Raw genomic sequence first — 19,644 nt, 5'->3', positions numbered from 1 at the left:
TCGGGTTCGGGTTCAGCCGGCGAGGCCGGGTTCTTCGCGCCCCAGTCCGCCACGCGGTCGATGAGCCGTGCCACGCCCAGGCAGAGCGGCAACACCACGATCATCACGACGGGGAACTGCACGGCGACGGGCAGCTGCACGACCCACAGCTCGACCCCGTCCCACCACTGCACCAGCCAGTCCACGCACCTCAGCCTAGCCTCGTGACCGGTGTCACGGCATTTGGCCACGATCCAGGTGGGTATGTTGCGAACCATGTTCGCCGTTTACGCAGCAGAACCCAGTCCCGAGAACCCGCTGGCCTCGCTTCGCGTCGGCGAGCGCCCCGAGCCCGAGGTCCCCGCCGGGTGGGTGCGCGTCGCGGTCAAGGCGGCCAGCCTCAACATGCACGACCTGTGGACGTTGCGCGGCGTCGGCATCAAGCCGGAGCAGTTCCCGATGATCCTGGGCTGCGACGGCGCGGGCACCCTCGACGACGGCACCGAGGTGGTGCTGCACTCCGTCATCGGCCACCCGGACTGGTCGGGCGACGAGACCCTCGACCCGAAGCGCACGCTGCTCACCGAGAAGCACCAGGGCACGTTCGCCGACTTCGTGGTCGTCCCCTCCCGCAACGCGCTGCCCAAGCCCGCCGGCCTGTCGTTCGCCGAGGCCGCGTGCATGGGCACGGCGTGGCTGACGGCGTACCGGATGCTGTTCGTGAAGTCCGGCCTGCGCCCCGGCCAGACGATGCTCGTGCAGGGCGCGTCGGGCGGTGTCTCGACGGCGCTGATCCAGCTCGGCCGTGCCGCCGGGTTCCGCGTGTGGGTCACCGGACGCACCGAGGACAAGCGCGCGCTCGCTTCCAGCCTCGGCGCGCACGAGGTGTTCGAGTCGGGCGCGCGCCTGCCCGAACGGGTCGACGCGGTGTTCGAGACCGTCGGCAAGGCCACCTGGTCGCACTCGATGAAGGCGTTGAAGCCCGGCGGCATCGTGGTGATCTCCGGCGCCACGTCCGGTGACGCGTCCGCGGCCGAGCTGCAGCGGCTGTTCTTCCTGCAGCTGCGGGTGGTCGGCTCGACCATGGGCACGCGCGAGGAGCTGGGCGACCTGCTGCGGTTCTGCGCGCTCAACGACCTCAAGCCGCAGATCGGCGCGGAGCTGGGGTTCGAGGACGCCGAGCAGGGGCTCAAGGCGATGCTGGACGGCGAGACCGCCGGCAAGATCGTGTTCAGCCGCCCGTAAACAGCACGAAAAGCCAAAAATCGGTTCCCTGATTGGTGGGTTCGGACAAACCGCGTGACAGTGAGCACGCATAGGTTCGCCCGGACCCACTCATCAAGGGAGCTAGGCATGACCACACAGGGCGTCTTCCGGCGCAAGCCCATCGACCAGATCGCCGAGAACTCCGGCGACGGGCTCACCAGAACGCTGGGCCTGTGGCAGCTGACCGCGATCGGCATCGGCGGCATCATCGGCGCGGGCATCTTCTCGCTCGCGGGCGCCGTCGCGAACAAGACGGCGGGCCCGGCCGTGCTGGTCTCGTTCCTCGTGGCCGGCATCGCGAGCGCGGCGGCGGCGTTCTCGTACGCCGAGTTCGCGGGCCTGATCCCGAAGGCGGGCAGCGCCTACACCTACGGCTACGCCGTGCTGGGCGAGATCGTCGGCTGGTTCATCGGCTGGGACCTGCTGCTCGAGTACACCGCGATCGTGGCGGTGGTCGCGATCGGCATCTCGGGCTACTTCACCGAACTGCTGTCGTTGCTGAACATCCACCTCCCGCAGTGGATGCTGGGCGCGCCGGGCACCGAGACAGGGGACGTCGCCGCGGGCTCGTACAAGGTGAACCTGTTCGCGGTGCTGCTGTGCCTGCTGATCGCGTACGTGCTGAACATGGGCATGAAGAACGCCGCACGGTTCGAGACCACGTTGGTGTACCTCAAGGTCGCGGTCGTGGCGCTGGTCATCGTCGTCGGCGCGTTCCACATCGACACCGACAACTACAACCCGTTCTTCCCGTTCGGCATCTCGGGTGCGCTCACGGGTGCGGCGACGGTGTTCTTCGCGGTGTTCGGCTACGACGCCATGTCGACGGCGGCCGAGGAGTCGAAGGACTCCCAGAAGCACATGCCCAAGGCCATCATCTACTCGCTCGCGGTCTCGATGGTCCTGTATGTGCTGGCCTGCCTCGTGCTGACCGGCATGGTGAACTACTCCGACGTCGACGCGGAGTCCGCGTTCGCCACGGCGTTCGCCGACGTCGGCCTGCCCGCGCTCGGCATCATCATCAGCGTCGGCGCGATCCTCGGCATCACGACGGTGCTCTTCACGTTCCTGCTGGGCGCGGCCCGCGTCGGGTACTCGATGAGCCGCGACGGGCTGCTGCCGCCGTGGTTCGCGAAGACGCACCCGGTGAAGCGCGTCCCGTCGCGCATCACCTGGGTGCTGGGCATCGCCTCCGCGGTCATCGCCGGGTTCCTGCCGATCGCCGAGGCCGCCGAGCTCACGAACATCGGCATCCTGCTGGCGTTCGTCGTGGTCTGCGTCGCCGTGATCGTGCTGCGCTACCGGCAGCCCGACCTGCCGCGCACGTTCAGGACGCCCGGCATGCCCGTCGTGCCGGTCATCGGCGTGCTCTTCTCGCTCTGGCTGATCACGTTCCTGAACCCGGAGACCTGGCTGCGGTTCGCGGTCTGGTTCGTGATCGGCCTGGTCGTCTACTTCACCTACTCGAAGCGGCACTCCGTCATGGAGCGTCAGACCAAGCGGTGACGATCTGGTCGAGGGTGGAGAGCGGCACCGCGCCGCTCCCCACCACCAGGTCGTGGAAGGCGCGGACGTCGAACCTGTCGCCCATCCTCGCCTCGGCCTCCGCCCGCACGCGCTGGATCTCCAGGCGTCCCACCATGTACGCGAGCGCCTGGCCCGGCGTCTCGATGTACCTGTCGACCTCCGAGTGGATCTCGGGCTCGGTCATGACGGTGTTCTCGCGCAGGTAGTCGACGGCCTTCTGCCGCGACCAGCCGAACGCGTGCAACCCGGTGTCGACCACGAGCCGGCCGGCGCGCATCGCGTCGAGGCCCAGCATGCCGAGGCGCTGCTCGTCGGACGAGTACAGGCCCATCTCATCCGCGAGGCGCTCGGTGTAGAGACCCCAGCCCTCCAGGTACGCCTCGATGAACGCGTACTTGCGCATCCTGGGCAGTTCCGTCTCGGCGGCGATCGAGAACTGGTAGTGGTGGCCGGGCACCGCCTCGTGGAACGCCGTCACCTCGGACAGCGTGCGGCTGCGCTCGGTGGCGCCCAACGGGTTGAGCCAGTACGTGCCGGGACGGCCGCGGTCGGCCGACGCGGGCTGGTAGAACGCGATCGCCGACGTCCGCCGCTCCTCCTCGGGGACGGCGAGCACCCGGCAGCCGACGCCCGGCATCCGGCCGAACCACTTCGGCGCCTCGGCCTCCGCACGCGCGATCGCCGCGACGGCACTCTCGATCATCTGGTTCTCGTTGTCCCACAACAGTTCCGTGCGCAACCGGTGGAAGATCTCCTGAACGTCCCCCGTGCCCCACAACCGCGAGCCGATCTCCGCGTACTCCTCGCGCAGCGACGCGATGATGTCCAGCCCCAGCCTGTGCAGCTCGTCCGGAGTGCGGGACGTCGTCGTGAAGTCGCGGACGAGGTTCGCGTAGTTCTGCTCGCCCTCCGGCAGCCAGCAAAGCCCTGCCTCGTCGTCGTCGCGGCCGTCCTCGATCGACGCCAGCACGTCGCGGAACCCGGCGACGGCGGCACGGATCGAGTCCGAGTGCGCGCCTTCCCACTCCTGCGCCGGGAGGGCCAGGAAGCCGTCCATGCGCTGCACACCGGCCTCGAGGTGGCGGCGCAGCGGCCGGCGTCCGGAGTCGCGCACCCTCTCGCCGGCCTGCGCGATGTACCGCGGGAACTGGTCGAGGCGCTGGGACACGTCCAGCTTCGAGGAGATCATGAGCAGGCTGTTCACCGGCGCGCTCATGGTGCCGACGGTGTGCTCGACCAGCCTGGCGTCGATGCGGTCGACGACGGCCCTGCCCTGCTGCTTGACCACCGCGAGCGTGACGGGGTCCTCGGAGGTGTCCCTCCCGGCCCTGCCCAGGATCTCCGCGATCCGGTCGCGGCTCGCCCGCTGGCCCTCGACGCTCAGGTCTCCGAGCCCCTCCTCCCAGCCCGGCACCCCCAGCATCGCGGCCTGCAGCGGCGAGTAGTCCATCATTGCCTGGAACATGTCATCGGCGAGCGACATTCAGACCCTTCCCGACCAAGCGGTGACCAGATTCCCGAGTGTGGACAACGGCACCACGCCGTTCTCCAGCACCAAGTCGTGGAACGCCCTGATGTCGAACCGCTCGCCCGTCGCCGCCATCGCCTCGGCGCGCAGCCGCAGGATCTCCAGGCGTCCCACCATGTACGCGAGCGCCTGCCCCGGCGCCTCGACGTACCGGTCGACCTCGGAGTGGATCTCCGAGTCGGGCATCACGGTGTTCTCGCGCAGGTAGTCGACGGCCTTCTGGCGCGACCAGCCGAACGCGTGCAACCCGGTGTCGACGACGAGCCGCCCGGCGCGCATCGCGTCGAGACCGAGCATCCCGAGCCGCGCCTCGTCCGACGAGTACAGGCCCATCTCGTCTGCTAGCCGTTCGGTGTAGAGGCCCCAGCCTTCGAGGTAGGCGTCGATGAACGCGAACTTCCGCAGGTTCGACAGCTCGGTCTCGGCGGCGATCGACAGCTGGAAGTGGTGGCCGGGCACGGCCTCGTGGAACGCCACCACCTCGGACAGCGTGCGGCTGCGTTCGGTGGCGCCTAACGGGTTCAGCCAGTAGACGCCGGGCCGCGACCCGTCCAGCGCCGCGTCCGCGTAGTACGCGAGCGGGGCTGCCTCGCGGTCGATCTCCGGCACCAGCCGCACCTCGCACAACGCCCGCGGCAGCCGTCCGAACCACTTCGGCGCCTCGGCGTCGGCCCGCGCCATCGCCTCCACGGCGCTGGTGAGCATGTCGTCCTCGTTGGCCCACAACAGGTCCGTGCGCAACCGGTGGAAGATCTCGGCGACGTCGGTGGTGCCCCAGACGCGCGAGCCGATCTCCGCGTACTCCTCGCGCAGCGCCGCGATCAGGTCGAGCCCCAGCCGGTGCAGCTCGGCCGGGGTGTAGGAGGTGGTCGTGTAGTCGCGGACCAGCTTCGCGTAGTTCGCCTCGCCCTCGGGCAACCAGCAAAGCCCGGCGTGCTCGTCGTCGCGTCCCTCGAGCGACAGCAGGATCTCGCGGAACCGGGCGAACTCGCCCCGCACGTCGATCTCGCCCTCCCACTCCTGCTTCGGGGAGGCGAGGAACCGCGCGATGTGCGCCGCGCCGTTCTCCGCGTGCCGGCGCAACGGCCCGCGGTCGGTCTCGCGCAGCCGTTTGCCCGCCTGCCGGAGGAACCTCGGCACCAGGTGCCGCCGCTGCGAGAAGTCGACCTGGGAGGTCATCGAGAGCAGGTTCGCGACCGGTGCGGTCATCGACGAGGCGACCGTGTGCTCGACCAGCCGCGCGTCGATCTCGGTGATGATCGAGGTGGCCTGGTGCCGGATCACGTCCCGCGCGACCGGGTCCTCGTCGCTCGCGTCGACACGGCCGAGGATGTCGGCCAGCCTGGCGCGCAGGGCGCGGTGGCCGTCCTCGCCGAGGTCGGGGAGCCGGTCGTCCCAGCCGGGGACGCCGACGAGCGTGGCGAACAGCGGGTCCCAGTCCATCATCGCCTGGAACGTCTCATCGGAGAGCGAGGTCACGCTCTCCTTCTTAGCCCCGCCCGAAGCGCTCTGCCAGGGATTTGACCGCCTCGTCCAGCTCGGCGCCGATCCGCCGCACGACCTCACCCGCGGGTTCCGCGGTCGCGAGCGCGTACGTGGTGCCCGCCCAGAGCGACATGACCTCCAGCTCACCGGTCGCGCGCACCGGCCTCGTGAGGTGGTGCACGTTCGGGTACGCGGCGGGCGCGTGCGCGCTGTTCTCGATCAGGAACCGGTTCACCAGGCCGCGGGCGGGCCGTCCGCTGAACGCCCTCGTGAGCGCCGTGCGCCGGCCCCCTTCGGCGAGCGCCTCCCGTTGTGCCGCAGCGGTTCCCGCCTCCGGGCTGCTGAGGAACGCGGTGCCGAGCTGCGCCGCCACGGCCCCCGCCGCCAGCACGGCGGCCACGTCGGCGCCGTTCACGAGCCCGCCGGTCGCGATCACCGGCAGGTCGACGGTGCTCTTCACGAGCCGGATGGCCGCGAGGGTGCCGTACAGCTCACCGCCTCCCGGCGAGATGCCGTCGTCGGTGAACGTGCCGCGGTGACCGCCCGCGTCCGCGCCCTGCACGCACAGGACGTCCGCGCCGATCTGCTGGGCCTGCCGCGCCTCGCTCGGCGTGGTGACCGTCACGACGATCGTGGACCCGGCCGCCCTGAGCCGCTGCACGTCGTCGGCGTCGGGCAACCCGAACGTGAACGACACCACCGGGACCCGCAGCGCCAGCACCAGTTCGAGCTTGGCGGCGTAGTTGTCGTCGTCCCACCGCGGTTCGCCGGGCACCGCGCCGACCTTGTCGGCATACGCCGTGACCCGCTGCACGTAGGACGAGATGTCCGCCGTCGGCCGTGTGCCGGGCACGAACAGGTTGACCCCGAACGGCTTGCCGGTCAGCTCGGTCGTTCGGGTGATCTTCTCCGCAAGCTGCTCGACGGTGATGTAGCCGGCCGCCAGGAACCCGAACCCACCGGCCTCGTTCACGGCGGCGACCAGCTCGGGGGTGGAGGCGCCACCCGCCATGGGCGCGGCGATCACGGGCACGGCCAGCTTGTGGAACATGTGCACAACCTAGTGGGACGGGGCAGTGGATGCCGGGCGAAGCCGCTGTGTCGTTGCCGACGCGGTGGCTACTCCGAACGGACGTCGGTGTCACGTCCATTGTGGACGTGACACCGACGGGTTTCCATCATCTAGGGCAGGGAGTCCAGATGAGGGGCGACGGTGTTCGCGAACTGCCAGTTGTTCGAGGCGTCCCAGTTGATCGACCACGTCATGGCGCCGCGGATGGACGGCCAGGTCGTGCTCGGCTTGAACGTGCCGCAGTTGGTCCCGCGGGCGAGGCAGCTGAGCGCGTTGTTGACGTTGGACGGCGACTGGTAGCCGCCACCGGCGCCGGACGGCGACGCGGGCAGGCCGAGGCCCACCTGGTCGGCGCGCAGGCCGCTCTGCAGCTGGATGCAGGCGAGCGCGGTCAGGAAGTTGACCGTGCCCTGGCTGTAGACCTGCTGGTCGCAGCCGAGCATCGAACCGGAGTTGTAGTACTGCATGTTGACGATGGTCAGGATGTCCTTGGTGGCCAGCGCCAGCTTGAAGTACTCGGAGTTGACGTTCTGCATGTCGATCGTCTGCGGCGCCATGGTGATGACGGTGCCGCCGCCGGCGTGGATGGCACGCAGCGCCTGGCCCATGTACTGGGCGTTGACGCCGTTCTCCAGGTCGATGTCGACGCCGTTGAAGCCGTAGGTGGAGATCAGGGACTTCACGCTGTTGGCGAAGTTCGTCGCGGCCGTGGAGTTGCCGACGCTGATCGTGCCCTTCTCACCGCCGACGGAGATGATCACCTTCTGGCCGCGGTTCTGCAGGGTCTTCACGTCGGCCCGGAACTGCGCGTCGGTGTAGCCGCCGAGCTGGCTGCTCAGCCCGGAGTCGAGGTTGAACGAGACCTGTCCCTGCGTGGCCGTCGCGTCGGCGAACGAGACCGCGACGATGTCGTAGGTCGTGGGGACGTCCGACAACCTGAGTGCGCGCGCACCGTTGTAGAAGTTCTGCCAGTAGCCCGTCAGGACGTGCTTGGGCAGACCGGTGTTCGGCGGGTTGCTGGTCGTGGTGGTGGTTGTCGTGGTCGTGGTGGTGGTGGTGGTGGTCGACGTCGTCGTGCTCGTGGGCGGCGTGCCGGGACCGTCGAGGTTGACGTCGTCGGCGAAGTAGGCGGGCTGGCCGTACCAGCCGTGCAGGTAGATCGTCACGCTGCTGGCGCTGCCGGAGTTGAAGTCGACCGTGAGCTGCGTGAAGCCGCTCGCTCCCGGCGTCCAGGTGTTCTTCTCCACGCCACCGGTGACGCCGAGGTAGACGTAGCTGCCCTGGACGTACGCGGAGAGCTTGTAGGCCGTGTTCGGCTGCACGCTCACGGTCTGCTGGCACCGGGCGTTGCTCTGCCCGGCGGGAGCACCCTGCAACGCGTACGAGCCGGTGCGCTTGGTGGCGTTGGTGACGCTCGTGCCCTCGGTGCAGGTCCAGCCGCTGAGGTTGCCCGCCTCGAAGCCGCTGTTGGCCGCGAGGTTCGCGGCGGCGGCGCTGCCGTTGATCACCAGCACCAGTCCGGCACAGGCGAACAACGCGGACAGCAGAGCTACGGCTGCCCGTCTGGTTCTGGACATGGTCCACCTCCACACACTCATGCGGCGACCATGTTGTGAGTGGACTAAAAATGGACTAGACCACTGCCCCGGGTCAAGCCCTGGTTTACGTTGAGGCCGTGTTCACCCTCGAAGACGCCATCGCGATCGCCACCGCCGCGCACGACGGCCAGGTCGACAAGTCGGGCCGTCCGTACATCGGACATCCGTTGCGGGTCATGGCATCCGTGACGACGGAACACGAACAGATGGTCGCCGTGCTGCACGACGTCATCGAGGACACTTCGGTCACCGCCGACGAGCTTCTGTCACGCGGCTGCCCGGCAGTCGTGGTCGACGCGGTCGTGGCCATGTCGCACCTCCCGGACGAGCCGCAGGAGGACTACCTCCGCCGCGTGGCCGCGAACCCGTTGGCACTCACCGTGAAGCACGCGGACATCTCCGACAACCTCTCCCCCGCCCGGATCGCCCAGCTGGACGCGGCGACACAAGATCGTCTGAAGGCCAAGTACGCGCGGGCCCTGAGGTTGCTCGACGAGTACGTGAGCTAGCTCGCCTTCTTCATCGGTACAGACCTCGTGAGCAGGGTGTATTATCGGTTCGTAACCAAAATTGGAAGGACGCGATGACCCGCCACGACCTGTCCGTGAAGTCCCTGCGCTCGAGCCTGGCCTCCCGCCGCGCGGCTCGCTCACGGCGCCAGAGCCTGGAGCGGCAGTTGGCCAGCTACACCACCGAGAGTGACCGACTGGAGCTGGACGCCATCCTCTCCCGCCACACGGCGGAGGAGACGGGCGAGCTCCGTTCGATCATCAACCGCCAGGCGATGGACCGCTTCCTGCGTTCCGCCTGACGAATCCCCTTGGGCCACCCCGGCAACGTTGCCGAGGGTGGCCTTCGCGTTTCCAGGGCTTCGCAGTCGACAAAAACAAGACTGACGTTATATTCACTGGGTGTGGGGATAGAGCTACATCCCGAGGTCGATGACTGGCTGCTCCTGTTCGTCTTCGATCCAGCGCGTTCGAACACGGAGAGGTGAGGCATGGGCCGCTCGCGGAAAGACGTGAAGGCGGACAAAGCGGCCATCGACCACGCCGCCGGACGCGATGCCGAGGCCGCCCAGGTCACGGCACGCAGCCGCACTCAGGCCTGCGTGGTGGGGTTTCGGCTCGCCGAACTCCGCAAGAAGGTGCGCTTGACGCAGACCGACGTGGCCGAGCGCATGGGCGTCAGCCAAGCGCGGATCAGTCAGCTCGAACGGGGCGAGGTGGACCAGCTCGAGGTGGACACCGTCCGGAGGTACGTCATCGCACTCGGCGGAACGCTCAGGATCGTGGCCGACATCGACGGTGAGGACATCGACCTCGCCACCAACCAGGTCGCCTGACGACCTAGAACAACCTCTTGAGCGTCAGCACGTTGTCCTTGCGCGTCTCCTCCTGACCCTCCGGCCCCACGAGCGGCCGTTCCACCACCTCGTCCGTGATGATGATCCAGTTGTCCGTGAGCTTCAGGTGGTCGAGCACGTCCTTGGTCGTCGGGAAGTAGTAGTCGCGGTGCTCGGACCACGACGGCGCCCCGGCGTGCCCGCCGACGACCAGGTGCCCGCCCGGCGCCACGGCCTCCGCGGCTCGCTTGAGGATGCTGTTGCGCTCCCCGTCCTCCTCGACCGGCGAGTGCAGGAACTGCGCACTGACCAGGTCGTACAGCCCCTCGGGGAACGTGGCCTTGAGGTCGTGCCGCTCCACCGAGATCTCCACGCCGGCGTCGTACGCGTGCTTCAGCGCCCGGTCCAGCGCCACCTGCGACACGTCCACGCCCAGCACCCGCCAGCCCCGCTTGGCCAGCCACACGGCGTCGCCACCCTCGGCGCACCCGAGGTCCAGCGCGCTTCCGGGCGCGAGCCGCTCGGTCTCGCGCACCAGCAACGGGTTCGGATTGCCGGACCAGACCTGGTCCCGCTCCGAGTAGAAGGTCTCCCAGAACTCCTGTGCTGTCGTCATGGGTCCAAGGTGCGTCAAGCCGTGCCGTACTGGCAAACTACGTTGCCAATTTAGCAACGCCGGGTCCCGGCAGCAGATCGACGTCGCCGGCGCGCATCGGCTCACCGCACCGGTCGCAGCACAGCGAGACGTCCGCGATCTCCCCGCACGCGTGATGCCGGTAGAGCACCGGCGGCCCCGCCTCCCCGGCGAGCCACCTGTCTCCCCAGCCCTTCATGACCATCAGCAGGTCGACCAGCTCCGCGCCCTTGCCGGTGAGCACGTACTCGTAGCGCGGCCGCTGGTCGTACGGCCGTCGTTCCAAGATCCCCTGCCGCACGAGGTGGTTGAGGCGCTCCGTCAGCACCTTGCGCGAGATCCCGAGGTCGGCCTGCAGCTGTTCGAACCGGCTCATCCCGACCCACACGTCCCGCAGGATCAACGGCGACCAGGGCTCCCCGATCACGTCGAGCGTGCGCGCGATCGAACACGCCATCCCGCTGAAGCTCGTGCGTTGCATGGCGCCACTCTAACGACTGAGGTTCCCTGAGGGAACTCAAGGCTGCTACAGTCTCCCGCAGCGTCTCTTAAAGGAACTCAAAGGAGCTGGGATGAGCAAGGTCATCAGCGCCCACTCGGTCTCGGTCGACGGCTACATCACCGGCCGCGACCCCCGCCCAGGTCATGGCATCGGCGACGGCGGCGTGCTGTTCGACTGGTACTTCACCGGCGACACACCGAGCCGGGAGTTCGACGGCTTCAAGCTCAGCGAGGCCAGCGCCGAGGTGTTCGACTTCCACGCCGGACGCGTCGGCGCGGTCGTCGCCGGCCGCACCACCTACGAGGACTCGGAACACTTCGGCGGCGGCAGCCCGCACCCGAACGCGAAGCTGGTCCTGCTCAGCCACCGCCCGGCGGATCTCACCGGACGCCAGACGCTCGCCACCACCGTCGAGGACGCGATCGCGAAGGCCCGCGACCTGGCTGACGGCAAGGACATCGGCCTGATGGGCGGCGGCGTGCTCAACGCGGCCCTCAAAGCCGGACTCGTCGACGAGGTCGTGCTGCACCAGGTCCCGGTCCTGCTCGGCGCCGGTCGCCCGTTCTTCCAGGAGCTCCCGTCGCACGTCAGCCTCACGCTGGTCGACGCCGTCCCCGCCCCCGGCGTGACCCACCTTCGTTACGAGGTGCGGCGATGACCCCGGACGTCCGCGAGGTGCTCGACGGCACCCCGATCGCCCACCTCGCCACTGTGCTGCCCGACGGCGCACCGCACTCCGTGCCGTTGTGGATCGGCACGCACGGCGACCACGTCGTGATCCTCACCGGCCCGACCTCGCGGAAGGCCCGCAACCTGCGCCGCGACCCGCGGGTGGCGATCTCCCTGACGCCACCGGACGACCCGTTCCGGCCGGTCGTCCTGCGCGGCCGCGTGGTCGAGTGGCTCGAAGGGGACGCGGCGTGGGAGATCATCGACCGGATCGCCCTGAAGTACATCGGCGTGCCCTATGAGCGCGACCTCGACCGAGTCGTCGCGCTCATAGAGCTCACCGCGTGACCGCTCAGGCACGGCCGTTAGGCACGTTCTTGTGCGGTCCGAAGTAGCCGACGAACACCTTGCCGTATTCACGTGACGGCAGAAAGTAGATCCGCGGCGCGCGCGAGCCGCCGCCTTCCGCGATCTTGATGTGCGCCTGCATCTCGATCCGGCCGGACTGCTTCACAACAAGGTCGACGGGAAAGACTCTTTTCGCCGCTAGCTTCGGATTGTTCATCACAGTTTCACTCTCCGACATGGCGAGTTTCTTGGGCGTAGCGGTCCAAACGTGCGGATGGCCGGATTTGATGCACCAAGTCCAGAAGTCTGCCGGGCTTTCCGAGCCGCTCAGCGTTTCCCCATATGCGTGCAGTGCCAAAAACGCCCGCCATGCAGTCTGCCCCCACGCTTTCGCCTCCACCGCGGCATCGAGGTCGTCGAGGTCGACGCATGCTTCGTCCGGAAGGCTCAGGTACCTGGGCAACACCTCTTGCGCCTGCAGAGCCGCAGTGCTGGGTGAGTCGATCTCTGCAGGGTCAACGGCATCGAACGCCTCGATATCGGGCGCGGTGGAGAGCGATCCGCTCCGTAGCAGCGCGTTCTCCTTCCACGCGATGCTGAGCTGCTGACGCAGCCGAATGTTCTCCTCCTCGAGAGACTGCTGGTCCTCCACGAGGTTCCCGTACCTCTGATCAAGATCTACCTTGTGACGTTCGAGGTCGTCCGCCACCGCGATCGCCATGTTCAACATTTCGCGATCCTCGCCGGACATGCCCTGTTCCAGCAGGGCGGCAGCGCTCTCATAGCTCGGCGCTGCCCGCCGGATCCCTGCTCGCGGCGACACAGCGCGGAAGATCTGAGGACCTGAGTTCTCCTTCCGCAGATACCGGGCAGCCACGGTGTACCGATGCCGCCAGCCGTCGCGCAGTGCGGGATCCGCTCCGGGGAGGTAGATCCGAAACGCACCATCTCGAACGCCGTAGTCCTCGCCGAGAATGGTGCCGAAGTGAGTGGTGGCCTCCTCGTCGAGCCGACAGACCTGCGCGAGACCGGCATTGTCCTCTGCCGCGCGCTTCACCGACCGCAGGTAGGCCGCCGAGGCCGCGAAGCCAGGTGGCGCCAAGTACAACTCGAAGTCGGCAGGCAGTGCCGCGAACACCACCACCGGCAGATCCCTCTCCATGTCGGTGACGATTTCGGCAAGTTGTTCCGCACCGGACTCCCCCTCATAGGTGATGGGTGAACCAGCGAGAGGAACACAGCGACGTCGAGCCGTATGGCTGGCCGCGAGCAAATCACGAGCGAAGCGGGGTGCCGACACGTTCACGCGGTCCAGCTCGTCGTGAGAAACGAGGTCGAGATCTACCCAGAGCCAACTGCCACCTGAACCGACTTCCTCGGTGACAGCCGGACCTGACCAATAGCGAACGGTTGTCGTCCAGCGCACCCCGTTCTCGCGAGACTCGGTGAATGAAAACCGGAAGACCGAATCAATCGGGCCACCGCTGTCCTCCGCCCTCTCGACCTTCACCCGGATCACACCATCGTCGGTGATGCCGTCCGCCAGCCCTAGGCGGCCACCGGACTTATAGCCGACCCAGTGCTCCAGCGAACGCTGTAGGCGATCTCCCACCCCATCATCGCTGTCACTCCACATACCCCGATAGACGATCGCCATCGTCGCCACCTCAGCTCTGGTTCGCGGCCAAACCTCTGCTGATGTGGCAATCGTGATCGCGGCCCTCGATGCATCGTGTGTTACCAAAACGTTCAGAAGCACTCAAACTGTCGCAGCTCCCAGCTCAAAGAACCGCGACCGCGTCGTGGAGTGAATCGAAGCAGGGCCGCGTGACCGCTCAGCCCAGCAGCGGGATGTCCAGCCGCCCGTAGTGGAACTCGCGCACCGCGATGACGAGCTCGTCCACCGTGAGGTGCCCGTCACCGTCGAGGTCGATGCGGTCGAACGCGGCGTCGGAGTCGGCGTCGCTCAACCCCACCGCCGACCCGAGCCACCGGCGCAGCTCCACCCTGTTCACCAGGCCGTCGCGGTCGGTGTCGCACAGGTCCGCGATCGCCGAGATGGCCGGCCGCAGCAGCTCGTCGAACCCCTCGTCGCCACGGCCGAACATCAGCTCCTGGTTCGCCGCGAGGTACTGCTGCTGGTTCATCGCGCCGGCGGGACCGACTCCCGCCGCCTCCGCCTGACGCCGGTGCAGAACGATCAGCGCTTCCATGACGGCGCGGCCGCGGCCGCTGGTCAGGCTCTCGCCGAACGCCTCGACGATCCGCCGTGCCTCGGCCTCGTAGTCGCTGCGGTCGATGATGCCGTCGTTGTCGGCGTCCCACTTCCGGAAGCGGCGGACGTCGTTCTCGTGGCTCATAACGGAAGTCATGAACCTCGACGCTAGGCAACGCCTCCGGAAGCCGACAGTCGCACGAACTGATGAACCTGCTTCTCGCCCCTCAGCTCCTGAGTGGACAGCACGGCGACGAAGAACGGGTCACGACGCCGATCGAGCTGACCGCGGAGCAGACCTTCGCTCAGAACAGGGTCGCGGGCTCGACCGGTTCGGGCTCGGGCAGTGCATCGAGGCCGGGCACCAGCGCTCGTACCTCGTCGTGGAACCGGCGGGCGAGCGCCGGCGCGTCGTTGTTGTCGGGGGTGTGCAGGAACACCGTCGGCGACCTGCCCTCCCGCAGCCAGTCGGCGACCACCGCGGTCCACGACCGCCACCCCTCGACCGTGTCCTCGACCGAGTCCCGGCCCAGGTAGCGGACGATCGGCTGGTCGGTCAGCACCCGCGTTCGCCGCGGCAACCGCGGTTTCCTGCCCCAGGCCTCCCGCTCGGCCTCGCTGGTCGGCGGGCTCTGGAAGAAGACCGTTGTGTCGAACGGCACCCACTCGGCGTCCGCGCCGGCGAGCGCTCCCTCCAGCAACGACGTCGCTTCGCCGTCGGTGAAGAACAGCGGGTGACGCACCTCCACGGCACGCCGGAGGCCGGCGGGCAGCCTGCGCAGGAAACGGCCCAGGGCGTCGACCTCCGCCGGGCCGAACGAGCCGGGCAGCTGGGTCCACAGGACCGCACGCTCGCCGAGAGGCTCGATCGCGTCCAGGAACGCCCGCATCTCGACCTCGACGCCGGTCAGGCGTCGCTCGTGCGTGACGATCTTGGGCAGCTTGACCACGAACCGGAAGCCGGGGTCGGTCTGCCGCGCCCAGGTCGTGACGGTCTTCCTGGCGGGCGTCGCGTAGAACGTGGTGTTTCCCTCGACGGCGTTGCACCAGCCCGCGTAGGCCCGCAGTCGCTCCCCGACGGGTTGCGACTGCGGGAGGAACCGCCCGAGCCACGCCTTGTGGTTCCACATCGCGCAGCCGACGTGAAGACGTGCCACTGCGCCTACTTCTTGCCCTTCGGCTCGTCCGTGGACAGCGCGGCGACGAAGGCCTCCTGCGGCACCTCCACGCGCCCCACCATCTTCATGCGCTTCTTGCCTTCCTTCTGCTTCTCCAGCAGCTTGCGCTTACGGGTGATGTCACCGCCGTAGCACTTGGCCAGAACGTCTTTGCGGATCGCGCGGATCGTCTCGCGGGCGATCACGCGGGCACCGATCGCGGCCTGGATCGGCACCTCGAACTGCTGCCGGGGGATGAGCTCGCGCAGACGGGTCGCCATGCGCGTGCCGTACGCGTAGGCGTAGTCCTTGTGGACGATCGCGCTGAACGCGTCGACCGTCTCGCCCTGCAGCAGGATGTCGACCTTGACGAGCTCCGCGTCCTGCTCGCCGGCCTCTTCGTAGTCCAGCGACGCGTACCCGCGGGTACGGGACTTCAGCGAGTCGAAGAAGTCGAAGATGATCTCGCCGAGCGGCATCGTGTAGCGCAGCTCGACGCGGTCCTCCGACAGGTAGTCCATGCCGCCGAGCTGGCCGCGCTTGGACTGGCAGAGCTCCATGATCGCGCCGATGTAGTCGGACGGGGCGATGACGGTGCACTTGGTGACGGGCTCGTAGACCTCGGCGCGCTTGCCCTCCGGCCAGTCGGACGGGTTCGTCACGACGTGCTCGGTGCCGTCCTCCATCACGACGCGGTACACGACGTTCGGGGCCGTGGAGATGAGGTCGAGACCGTACTCGCGCTCCAGGCGGTCGCGGGTGATCTCCAGGTGCAGCAGGCCGAGGAAGCCGCAGCGGAAACCGAAGCCCAGCGCCGCGGACGTCTCCGGCTCGTAGGTGAGCGCGGCGTCGTTGAGCTGCAGCTTGTCCAGCGCCTCGCGCAGCTCCGGGTAGTCGGAGCCGTCGACCGGGTACAGGCCGGAGTAGACCATCGGACGGGGCTCGCGGTAACCGGCCAGCGGCTCCGTGGCGCCCTTGCGCTCCGACGTGACGGTGTCGCCGACCTTGGACTGGCGCACGTCCTTCACGCCGGTGATCAGGTAGCCCACCTCGCCGACGCCGAGGCCCTGGGACGGCTTCGGCTCCGGCGAGACGATGCCGACCTCGAGGATCTCGTGGGTCGCGCCCGTCGACATCATCTTGATGCGCTCGCGCGGCGTGATCCTGCCGTCGACCACGCGGATGTAGGTGACGACGCCGCGGTAGGTGTCGTAGACGGAGTCGAAGATCATCGCGCGGGCCGGGGCGTCGTCCTGGCCGACCGGGGCCGGGACCTTCCGCACGACCTCGTCGAGCAGCGCCTCGACGCCGAGACCGGTCTTCGCGGAGACGCGCAGGACCTCCTCCGGCTCGCAGCCGACGATGTGCGCGATCTCCTTGGCGTACTTGTCCGGGTCCGCGGCGGGCAGGTCGATCTTGTTCAGCACCGGGATGATGGTGAGGTCGTTCTCCATCGCCAGGTACAGGTTCGCGAGCGTCTGCGCCTCGATGCCCTGCGCGGCGTCGACCAGCAGCACGGCGCCCTCGCAGGCCTCCAGCGCGCGGGACACCTCGTAGGTGAAGTCGACGTGGCCGGGCGTGTCGATCATGTGCAGGACGTGGTCCTGCCCTTCGAGCTGCCACGGCAGGCGCACGTTCTGCGCCTTGATGGTGATGCCGCGCTCGCGCTCGATGTCCATGCGGTCGAGGTACTGCGCGCGCATCGCCCGCGCATCGACCACGCCGGTGAGCTGCAGCATGCGGTCGGCCAGCGTCGACTTGCCGTGGTCGATGTGCGCGATGATGCAGAAGTTCCGGATGAGTTCCGGAGGCGTGAAGGTCGTGTCGGCGAACGTGGTCAAGGCAGTCCTCAACAGGAAATCGGACGGGTGTCCCCTTATGGTCCCATAGTGGCCGGCGTGCTCTGCACCACTAGGGTGCGTCCGTGCAGACGAACGGTGAGGACCCCCGCCCCGCGAAGGGCGCGGTCCGTGAGATCTACGACGCGGCCGGCGCCGCCAAGCTCGCGTACGAGCCCTCGGTGGACGGCGACGCCGACCCCGGCGAGGTCATCTGGGCCTGGGTTCCCTTCGAGGAGGACGCGAACCGCGGCAAGGACCGCCCGTTGCTGGTCGTGGGGCACGCGAAGGGCGACCTGATCGCGTTGATGCTGTCGTCGAAGGAGCCGCGCGACGACTACCTGGAGCTGGGCTCCGGCGCCTGGGACCGCGACGGCCGGGAGTCCTACCTGCGCCTGGACCGCGTCTTCGCGCTCGACTCGGACGACGACATCCGCCGTGAGGGCGCCGTGCTGGCGCCCGCCGCGTTCAGCAAGGTCGTGGACGTGCTGCGCGAACGCCACGGCTGGCGCTGACCTGCTACAGCAACGCCTGGGTGCCGAGGACGGTGAGCAACGCGAGGCGCTCGGCGTCCTCGGTCCCGGGTTCCGCCGTGTAGATCATGACGCGCAGGTCGCTGCCCGCCACGGTGAGGACGTCGCAGTCGAGCGTCACGGGCCCCACCCGCGGGTGGTCGATGGTCTTGCGCGCGGCGACGTGCTGCCCGACGGCGCCGGAGTCCCACAGCTCGGCGAACAGCGTGCTGTTCGCGCGCAGCTCCTCGACCAGCCGTGGGAGCTGCCCGTCCGCCGGGTAGCGGGCAGCGGCGGCACGCAGGTCGGCGACCTGGGCGGCCTTCAGCTCGTCCAGCTCCTCCGGTGACTGCCGCGCCCGGCTGCCGCCGCTCACGAACGTGCGCCACACGCCGTTGCGCTCATAGCCGCGCGCCCCGGACTGGTCTCCCATCAGCGCCGCGTACTCCTGGTTCGCCACCAGCAACGTCCAGCACGCGTCGAACACGGCGACGGGCGTCCCGGCCAGCCGGTCCAGCATCCGCTGCACGCTCGGCGTGACGTACGCGGGCACCATCGCCGCACCCGGCGGCACGAGCTCGGCGAGCCGGAAGAGGTGCTCGCGCTCGTCCGGCGACAACCGCAGCGCCCGTGCCAGGGCTTCGACGACCTGCGACGACGGGGTGGACGCGCGCCCCTGTTCGAGGCGCGTGACGTAGTCGACGGAGATCCCCGCCAGGCCCGACAGCTCCTCGCGGCGCAGTCCTGCCGCACGCCGGTGCGCGCCTGCGGGAAGCCCCGCCGCCTCAGGCGTGAGCCTGTCGCGCCAGCGGCGCACCGCCCGTCCGAACTCCGTCGCAGCCACTCCCCGATTGTGCCGCCGGTTCCGGAGACGTGCCTGGTACCGGCAGTCCCAGGAAGACCAGTCGACTGGTTGGTCCCGTCCCCGGGACGACTCTGGGGTCATGACAACGACACTGATCACCGGAGCGAACAAGGGCCTCGGCTTCGAGACCGCCCGCCGCCTCGTCGCCGCGGGCCACACCGTCTACCTCGGCAGCAGGGACGAGGAACGCGGCCGCCGGGCCGCGGAACGACTCGGCGCACGTCTCGCCGTCCTCGACGTCACCGACGACGCGTCGGTCGCCGCGGCGGCGAAGGTCGTCGAGGCCGACGGCGGGCTCGACGTGCTGGTCAACAACGCCGGCATCGAGGGCAGGACGGAGGACGGCGGCATCGTCGGCGCCGCGGACACCACCGGCGAGACCATGCGCACGATGTTCGAGACGAACGTGTTCGGCCTGGTGCGCGTCACCCACGCGTTCCTGCCGCTGCTGGCGAAGTCCGCCGCGCCCGTCGTCGTGAACGTCAGCAGCGGCCTGGCCTCGATCACCGGCGCCGCCACACCGTCCTCACCGACTCACTTCTACCCCGGCGTGGCCTACCCGGCGTCCAAGGCGGCGGTCAACATGGTCACCGTCCAGTACGCCAAGGCGTTCCCCGGCATCCGGATCAACGCAGTGGAACCCGGCTACACCAGGACGGACCTCAACGCGAACACCGGCACGCAGACCGTCGAGGAAGGCGCCGAGATCATCGTCCGCATGGCGCAGATCGGCCCCGACGGCCCGACCGGCGGCTTCTTCTCCGCCCACGGCACGCTGCCCTGGTGACCGTCAGGCGAGCCGCGTGATGTCCACCGTGACCTCCACCGCGGTCGCCGCACCACCCGAGTAGATGCCCTTCAACGGCGCCACGTCGTCGTAGGGGCTGGCGTGCGGCCGCCGAACAGAAACATCGTGGAAACAGAGCGAACAGGACAGCGTCAAACGAACCTGAACGTGAAAAAGCCCTGCGGGGAGCGCTTGTAGCGCTCAACCCGCAGGGCAAATTAAGTTCGGCGGCGACCTACTCTCCCACACCGTAACCAGTGCAGTACCATCGGCGCAGAAGGGCTTAACTACCGGGTTCGGAATGGGACCGGGTGTTT

The 19,644-nt window shown here is 68.6% G+C and carries 21 protein-coding genes and 1 rRNA gene; 9 read left to right on the top strand and 13 right to left on the bottom strand.

The window, feature by feature from the left end:
• Positions 1-185: hypothetical protein (locus tag VM306_RS29005; RefSeq protein ID WP_325520788.1), on the bottom strand; the 185-nt coding region annotated here is incomplete at its 3' end.
• 70 nt (positions 186-255) lie between these two features.
• On the opposite strand from VM306_RS29005, the gene VM306_RS29000 reads away from it, so the two are divergent.
• Both VM306_RS29000 and VM306_RS28995 read left to right on the top strand, forming a co-directional pair.
• Positions 256-1,224 (top strand): zinc-binding dehydrogenase, encoded by a 969-nt coding sequence (locus VM306_RS29000; RefSeq protein ID WP_325520786.1) that lies wholly within the window; start codon positions 256-258, stop codon positions 1,222-1,224.
• A 108-nt stretch (positions 1,225-1,332) separates the two neighbouring features.
• On the top strand, positions 1,333-2,751 hold the full coding sequence (locus VM306_RS28995) for an amino acid permease (protein ID WP_325520784.1): 1,419 nt from the start codon (positions 1,333-1,335) through the stop codon (positions 2,749-2,751).
• On the opposite strand, the gene VM306_RS28990 is transcribed toward VM306_RS28995, so the two are convergent.
• From VM306_RS28990 to VM306_RS28975, 4 genes are all read right to left on the bottom strand, one after another.
• Complete coding sequence (locus tag VM306_RS28990; RefSeq protein ID WP_325520781.1) at positions 2,726-4,255, bottom strand: DUF885 domain-containing protein; 1,530 nt, start codon at positions 4,253-4,255, stop codon at positions 2,726-2,728. The genes VM306_RS28995 and VM306_RS28990 overlap by 26 nt on opposite strands.
• A complete protein-coding gene (locus VM306_RS28985) occupies positions 4,256-5,779 on the bottom strand; it encodes a DUF885 domain-containing protein (RefSeq protein WP_414672464.1) in 1,524 nt (507 codons plus the stop codon).
• Positions 5,780-5,789: 10 nt separating this feature from the next.
• Positions 5,790-6,836, bottom strand: a complete 1,047-nt coding sequence (locus VM306_RS28980; protein WP_325520779.1) for an NAD(P)H-dependent flavin oxidoreductase — start codon at positions 6,834-6,836, stop codon at positions 5,790-5,792.
• Between the two features lie 131 nt (positions 6,837-6,967).
• Positions 6,968-8,434 (bottom strand): chitinase, encoded by a 1,467-nt coding sequence (locus VM306_RS28975; protein ID WP_325520777.1) that lies wholly within the window; start codon positions 8,432-8,434, stop codon positions 6,968-6,970.
• Positions 8,435-8,532: 98 nt separating this feature from the next.
• Between VM306_RS28975 and VM306_RS28970 the strand changes: the two genes are divergently transcribed.
• The 3 genes from VM306_RS28970 (at position 8,533) to VM306_RS28960 (ending at position 9,800) form a co-directional block, all read left to right on the top strand.
• Entirely contained in the window at positions 8,533-8,964 is a 432-nt protein-coding gene (locus tag VM306_RS28970; RefSeq protein ID WP_325520776.1) for a phosphohydrolase, read from the top strand.
• A 74-nt stretch (positions 8,965-9,038) separates the two neighbouring features.
• The gene (locus VM306_RS28965) at positions 9,039-9,266 is read left to right on the top strand and encodes a hypothetical protein (protein ID WP_325520774.1); all 228 of its coding nucleotides are present in this window, start codon (positions 9,039-9,041) and stop codon (positions 9,264-9,266) included.
• 189 nt (positions 9,267-9,455) lie between these two features.
• Complete coding sequence (locus tag VM306_RS28960; RefSeq protein WP_325520772.1) at positions 9,456-9,800, top strand: helix-turn-helix domain-containing protein; 345 nt, start codon at positions 9,456-9,458, stop codon at positions 9,798-9,800.
• A 4-nt stretch (positions 9,801-9,804) separates the two neighbouring features.
• Here the strand turns inward: VM306_RS28960 and VM306_RS28955 are convergent, their stop codons facing one another.
• Positions 9,805-10,416 (bottom strand): class I SAM-dependent methyltransferase, encoded by a 612-nt coding sequence (locus VM306_RS28955; RefSeq protein WP_325520770.1) that lies wholly within the window; start codon positions 10,414-10,416, stop codon positions 9,805-9,807.
• A 37-nt stretch (positions 10,417-10,453) separates the two neighbouring features.
• Entirely contained in the window at positions 10,454-10,915 is a 462-nt protein-coding gene (locus VM306_RS28950; RefSeq protein ID WP_325520768.1) for a helix-turn-helix domain-containing protein, read from the bottom strand.
• A gap of 91 nt (positions 10,916-11,006) precedes the next feature.
• Here VM306_RS28950 and VM306_RS28945 point away from each other — a divergent pair, with 91 nt between their 5' ends.
• On the top strand, positions 11,007-11,594 hold the full coding sequence (locus VM306_RS28945) for a dihydrofolate reductase family protein (protein WP_325520766.1): 588 nt from the start codon (positions 11,007-11,009) through the stop codon (positions 11,592-11,594).
• Positions 11,591-11,953: a PPOX class F420-dependent oxidoreductase gene (locus VM306_RS28940; protein ID WP_325520764.1), complete on the top strand. Its 363-nt coding sequence runs from the start codon at positions 11,591-11,593 to the stop codon at positions 11,951-11,953. The genes VM306_RS28945 and VM306_RS28940 overlap by 4 nt, the downstream gene beginning before the upstream one ends.
• 4 nt (positions 11,954-11,957) lie before the next feature.
• Here the strand turns inward: VM306_RS28940 and VM306_RS28935 are convergent, their stop codons facing one another.
• From VM306_RS28935 to lepA, 4 genes are all read right to left on the bottom strand, one after another.
• Complete coding sequence (locus VM306_RS28935) at positions 11,958-13,610, bottom strand: hypothetical protein (RefSeq protein ID WP_325520762.1); 1,653 nt, start codon at positions 13,608-13,610, stop codon at positions 11,958-11,960.
• A 178-nt stretch (positions 13,611-13,788) separates the two neighbouring features.
• Entirely contained in the window at positions 13,789-14,325 is a 537-nt protein-coding gene (locus VM306_RS28930; protein ID WP_325520760.1) for an EF-hand domain-containing protein, read from the bottom strand.
• 148 nt (positions 14,326-14,473) lie between these two features.
• Entirely contained in the window at positions 14,474-15,298 is an 825-nt protein-coding gene (locus VM306_RS28925) for a DUF72 domain-containing protein (protein ID WP_325520790.1), read from the bottom strand.
• 32 nt (positions 15,299-15,330) lie between these two features.
• Entirely contained in the window at positions 15,331-17,166 is a 1,836-nt protein-coding gene (lepA, locus tag VM306_RS28920) for a translation elongation factor 4 (RefSeq protein ID WP_325520758.1), read from the bottom strand.
• An 83-nt stretch (positions 17,167-17,249) separates the two neighbouring features.
• On the opposite strand from lepA, the gene VM306_RS28915 reads away from it, so the two are divergent.
• A complete protein-coding gene (locus tag VM306_RS28915; protein ID WP_325520756.1) occupies positions 17,250-17,678 on the top strand; it encodes a type II toxin-antitoxin system PemK/MazF family toxin in 429 nt (142 codons plus the stop codon).
• 4 nt (positions 17,679-17,682) lie between these two features.
• On the opposite strand, the gene VM306_RS28910 is transcribed toward VM306_RS28915, so the two are convergent.
• Positions 17,683-18,519 carry a helix-turn-helix transcriptional regulator gene (locus tag VM306_RS28910; protein WP_325520755.1) on the bottom strand — a complete coding sequence of 279 codons (837 nt, stop codon included), beginning with the start codon at positions 18,517-18,519 and terminating at the stop codon, positions 17,683-17,685.
• A 100-nt stretch (positions 18,520-18,619) separates the two neighbouring features.
• On the opposite strand from VM306_RS28910, the gene VM306_RS28905 reads away from it, so the two are divergent.
• Positions 18,620-19,327, top strand: a complete 708-nt coding sequence (locus VM306_RS28905; protein ID WP_325520753.1) for an SDR family NAD(P)-dependent oxidoreductase — start codon at positions 18,620-18,622, stop codon at positions 19,325-19,327.
• Positions 19,328-19,549: 222 nt separating this feature from the next.
• Here the strand turns inward: VM306_RS28905 and rrf are convergent.
• Positions 19,550-19,644: ribosomal RNA gene (gene rrf, locus VM306_RS28900) — 5S ribosomal RNA — on the bottom strand; the annotation flags it as partial.

Origin of the sequence: Lentzea sp. (genome assembly GCF_035525475.1) — a bacterium.
GTDB lineage: Bacteria > Actinomycetota > Actinomycetes > Mycobacteriales > Pseudonocardiaceae > Lentzea.
Note: the sequence above shows the minus strand (reverse complement) of the source record. Positions and strands in the feature narration are given on the sequence as shown.

What these genes read in the sequence shown, in the direction of transcription:
- VM306_RS29000 (WP_325520786.1), top strand. Translation starts at nt 256, where the DNA reads ATGTTCGCCGTTTACGCAGCAGAACCCAGTCCCGAGAACCCGCTGGCC.
- VM306_RS28995 (WP_325520784.1), top strand. Translation starts at nt 1,333, where the DNA reads ATGACCACACAGGGCGTCTTCCGGCGCAAGCCCATCGACCAGATCGCC.
- VM306_RS28990 (WP_325520781.1), bottom strand. Translation starts at nt 4,255, where the DNA reads ATGTCGCTCGCCGATGACATGTTCCAGGCAATGATGGACTACTCGCCG.
- VM306_RS28980 (WP_325520779.1), bottom strand. Translation starts at nt 6,836, where the DNA reads ATGTTCCACAAGCTGGCCGTGCCCGTGATCGCCGCGCCCATGGCGGGT.
- VM306_RS28975 (WP_325520777.1), bottom strand. Translation starts at nt 8,434, where the DNA reads ATGTCCAGAACCAGACGGGCAGCCGTAGCTCTGCTGTCCGCGTTGTTC.
- VM306_RS28965 (WP_325520774.1), top strand. Translation starts at nt 9,039, where the DNA reads ATGACCCGCCACGACCTGTCCGTGAAGTCCCTGCGCTCGAGCCTGGCC.
- VM306_RS28960 (WP_325520772.1), top strand. Translation starts at nt 9,456, where the DNA reads ATGGGCCGCTCGCGGAAAGACGTGAAGGCGGACAAAGCGGCCATCGAC.
- VM306_RS28955 (WP_325520770.1), bottom strand. Translation starts at nt 10,416, where the DNA reads ATGACGACAGCACAGGAGTTCTGGGAGACCTTCTACTCGGAGCGGGAC.
- VM306_RS28950 (WP_325520768.1), bottom strand. Translation starts at nt 10,915, where the DNA reads ATGCAACGCACGAGCTTCAGCGGGATGGCGTGTTCGATCGCGCGCACG.
- VM306_RS28945 (WP_325520766.1), top strand. Translation starts at nt 11,007, where the DNA reads ATGAGCAAGGTCATCAGCGCCCACTCGGTCTCGGTCGACGGCTACATC.
- VM306_RS28940 (WP_325520764.1), top strand. Translation starts at nt 11,591, where the DNA reads ATGACCCCGGACGTCCGCGAGGTGCTCGACGGCACCCCGATCGCCCAC.
- VM306_RS28935 (WP_325520762.1), bottom strand. Translation starts at nt 13,610, where the DNA reads ATGGCGATCGTCTATCGGGGTATGTGGAGTGACAGCGATGATGGGGTG.
- VM306_RS28930 (WP_325520760.1), bottom strand. Translation starts at nt 14,325, where the DNA reads ATGACTTCCGTTATGAGCCACGAGAACGACGTCCGCCGCTTCCGGAAG.
- VM306_RS28925 (WP_325520790.1), bottom strand. Translation starts at nt 15,298, where the DNA reads ATGTGGAACCACAAGGCGTGGCTCGGGCGGTTCCTCCCGCAGTCGCAA.
- VM306_RS28905 (WP_325520753.1), top strand. Translation starts at nt 18,620, where the DNA reads ATGACAACGACACTGATCACCGGAGCGAACAAGGGCCTCGGCTTCGAG.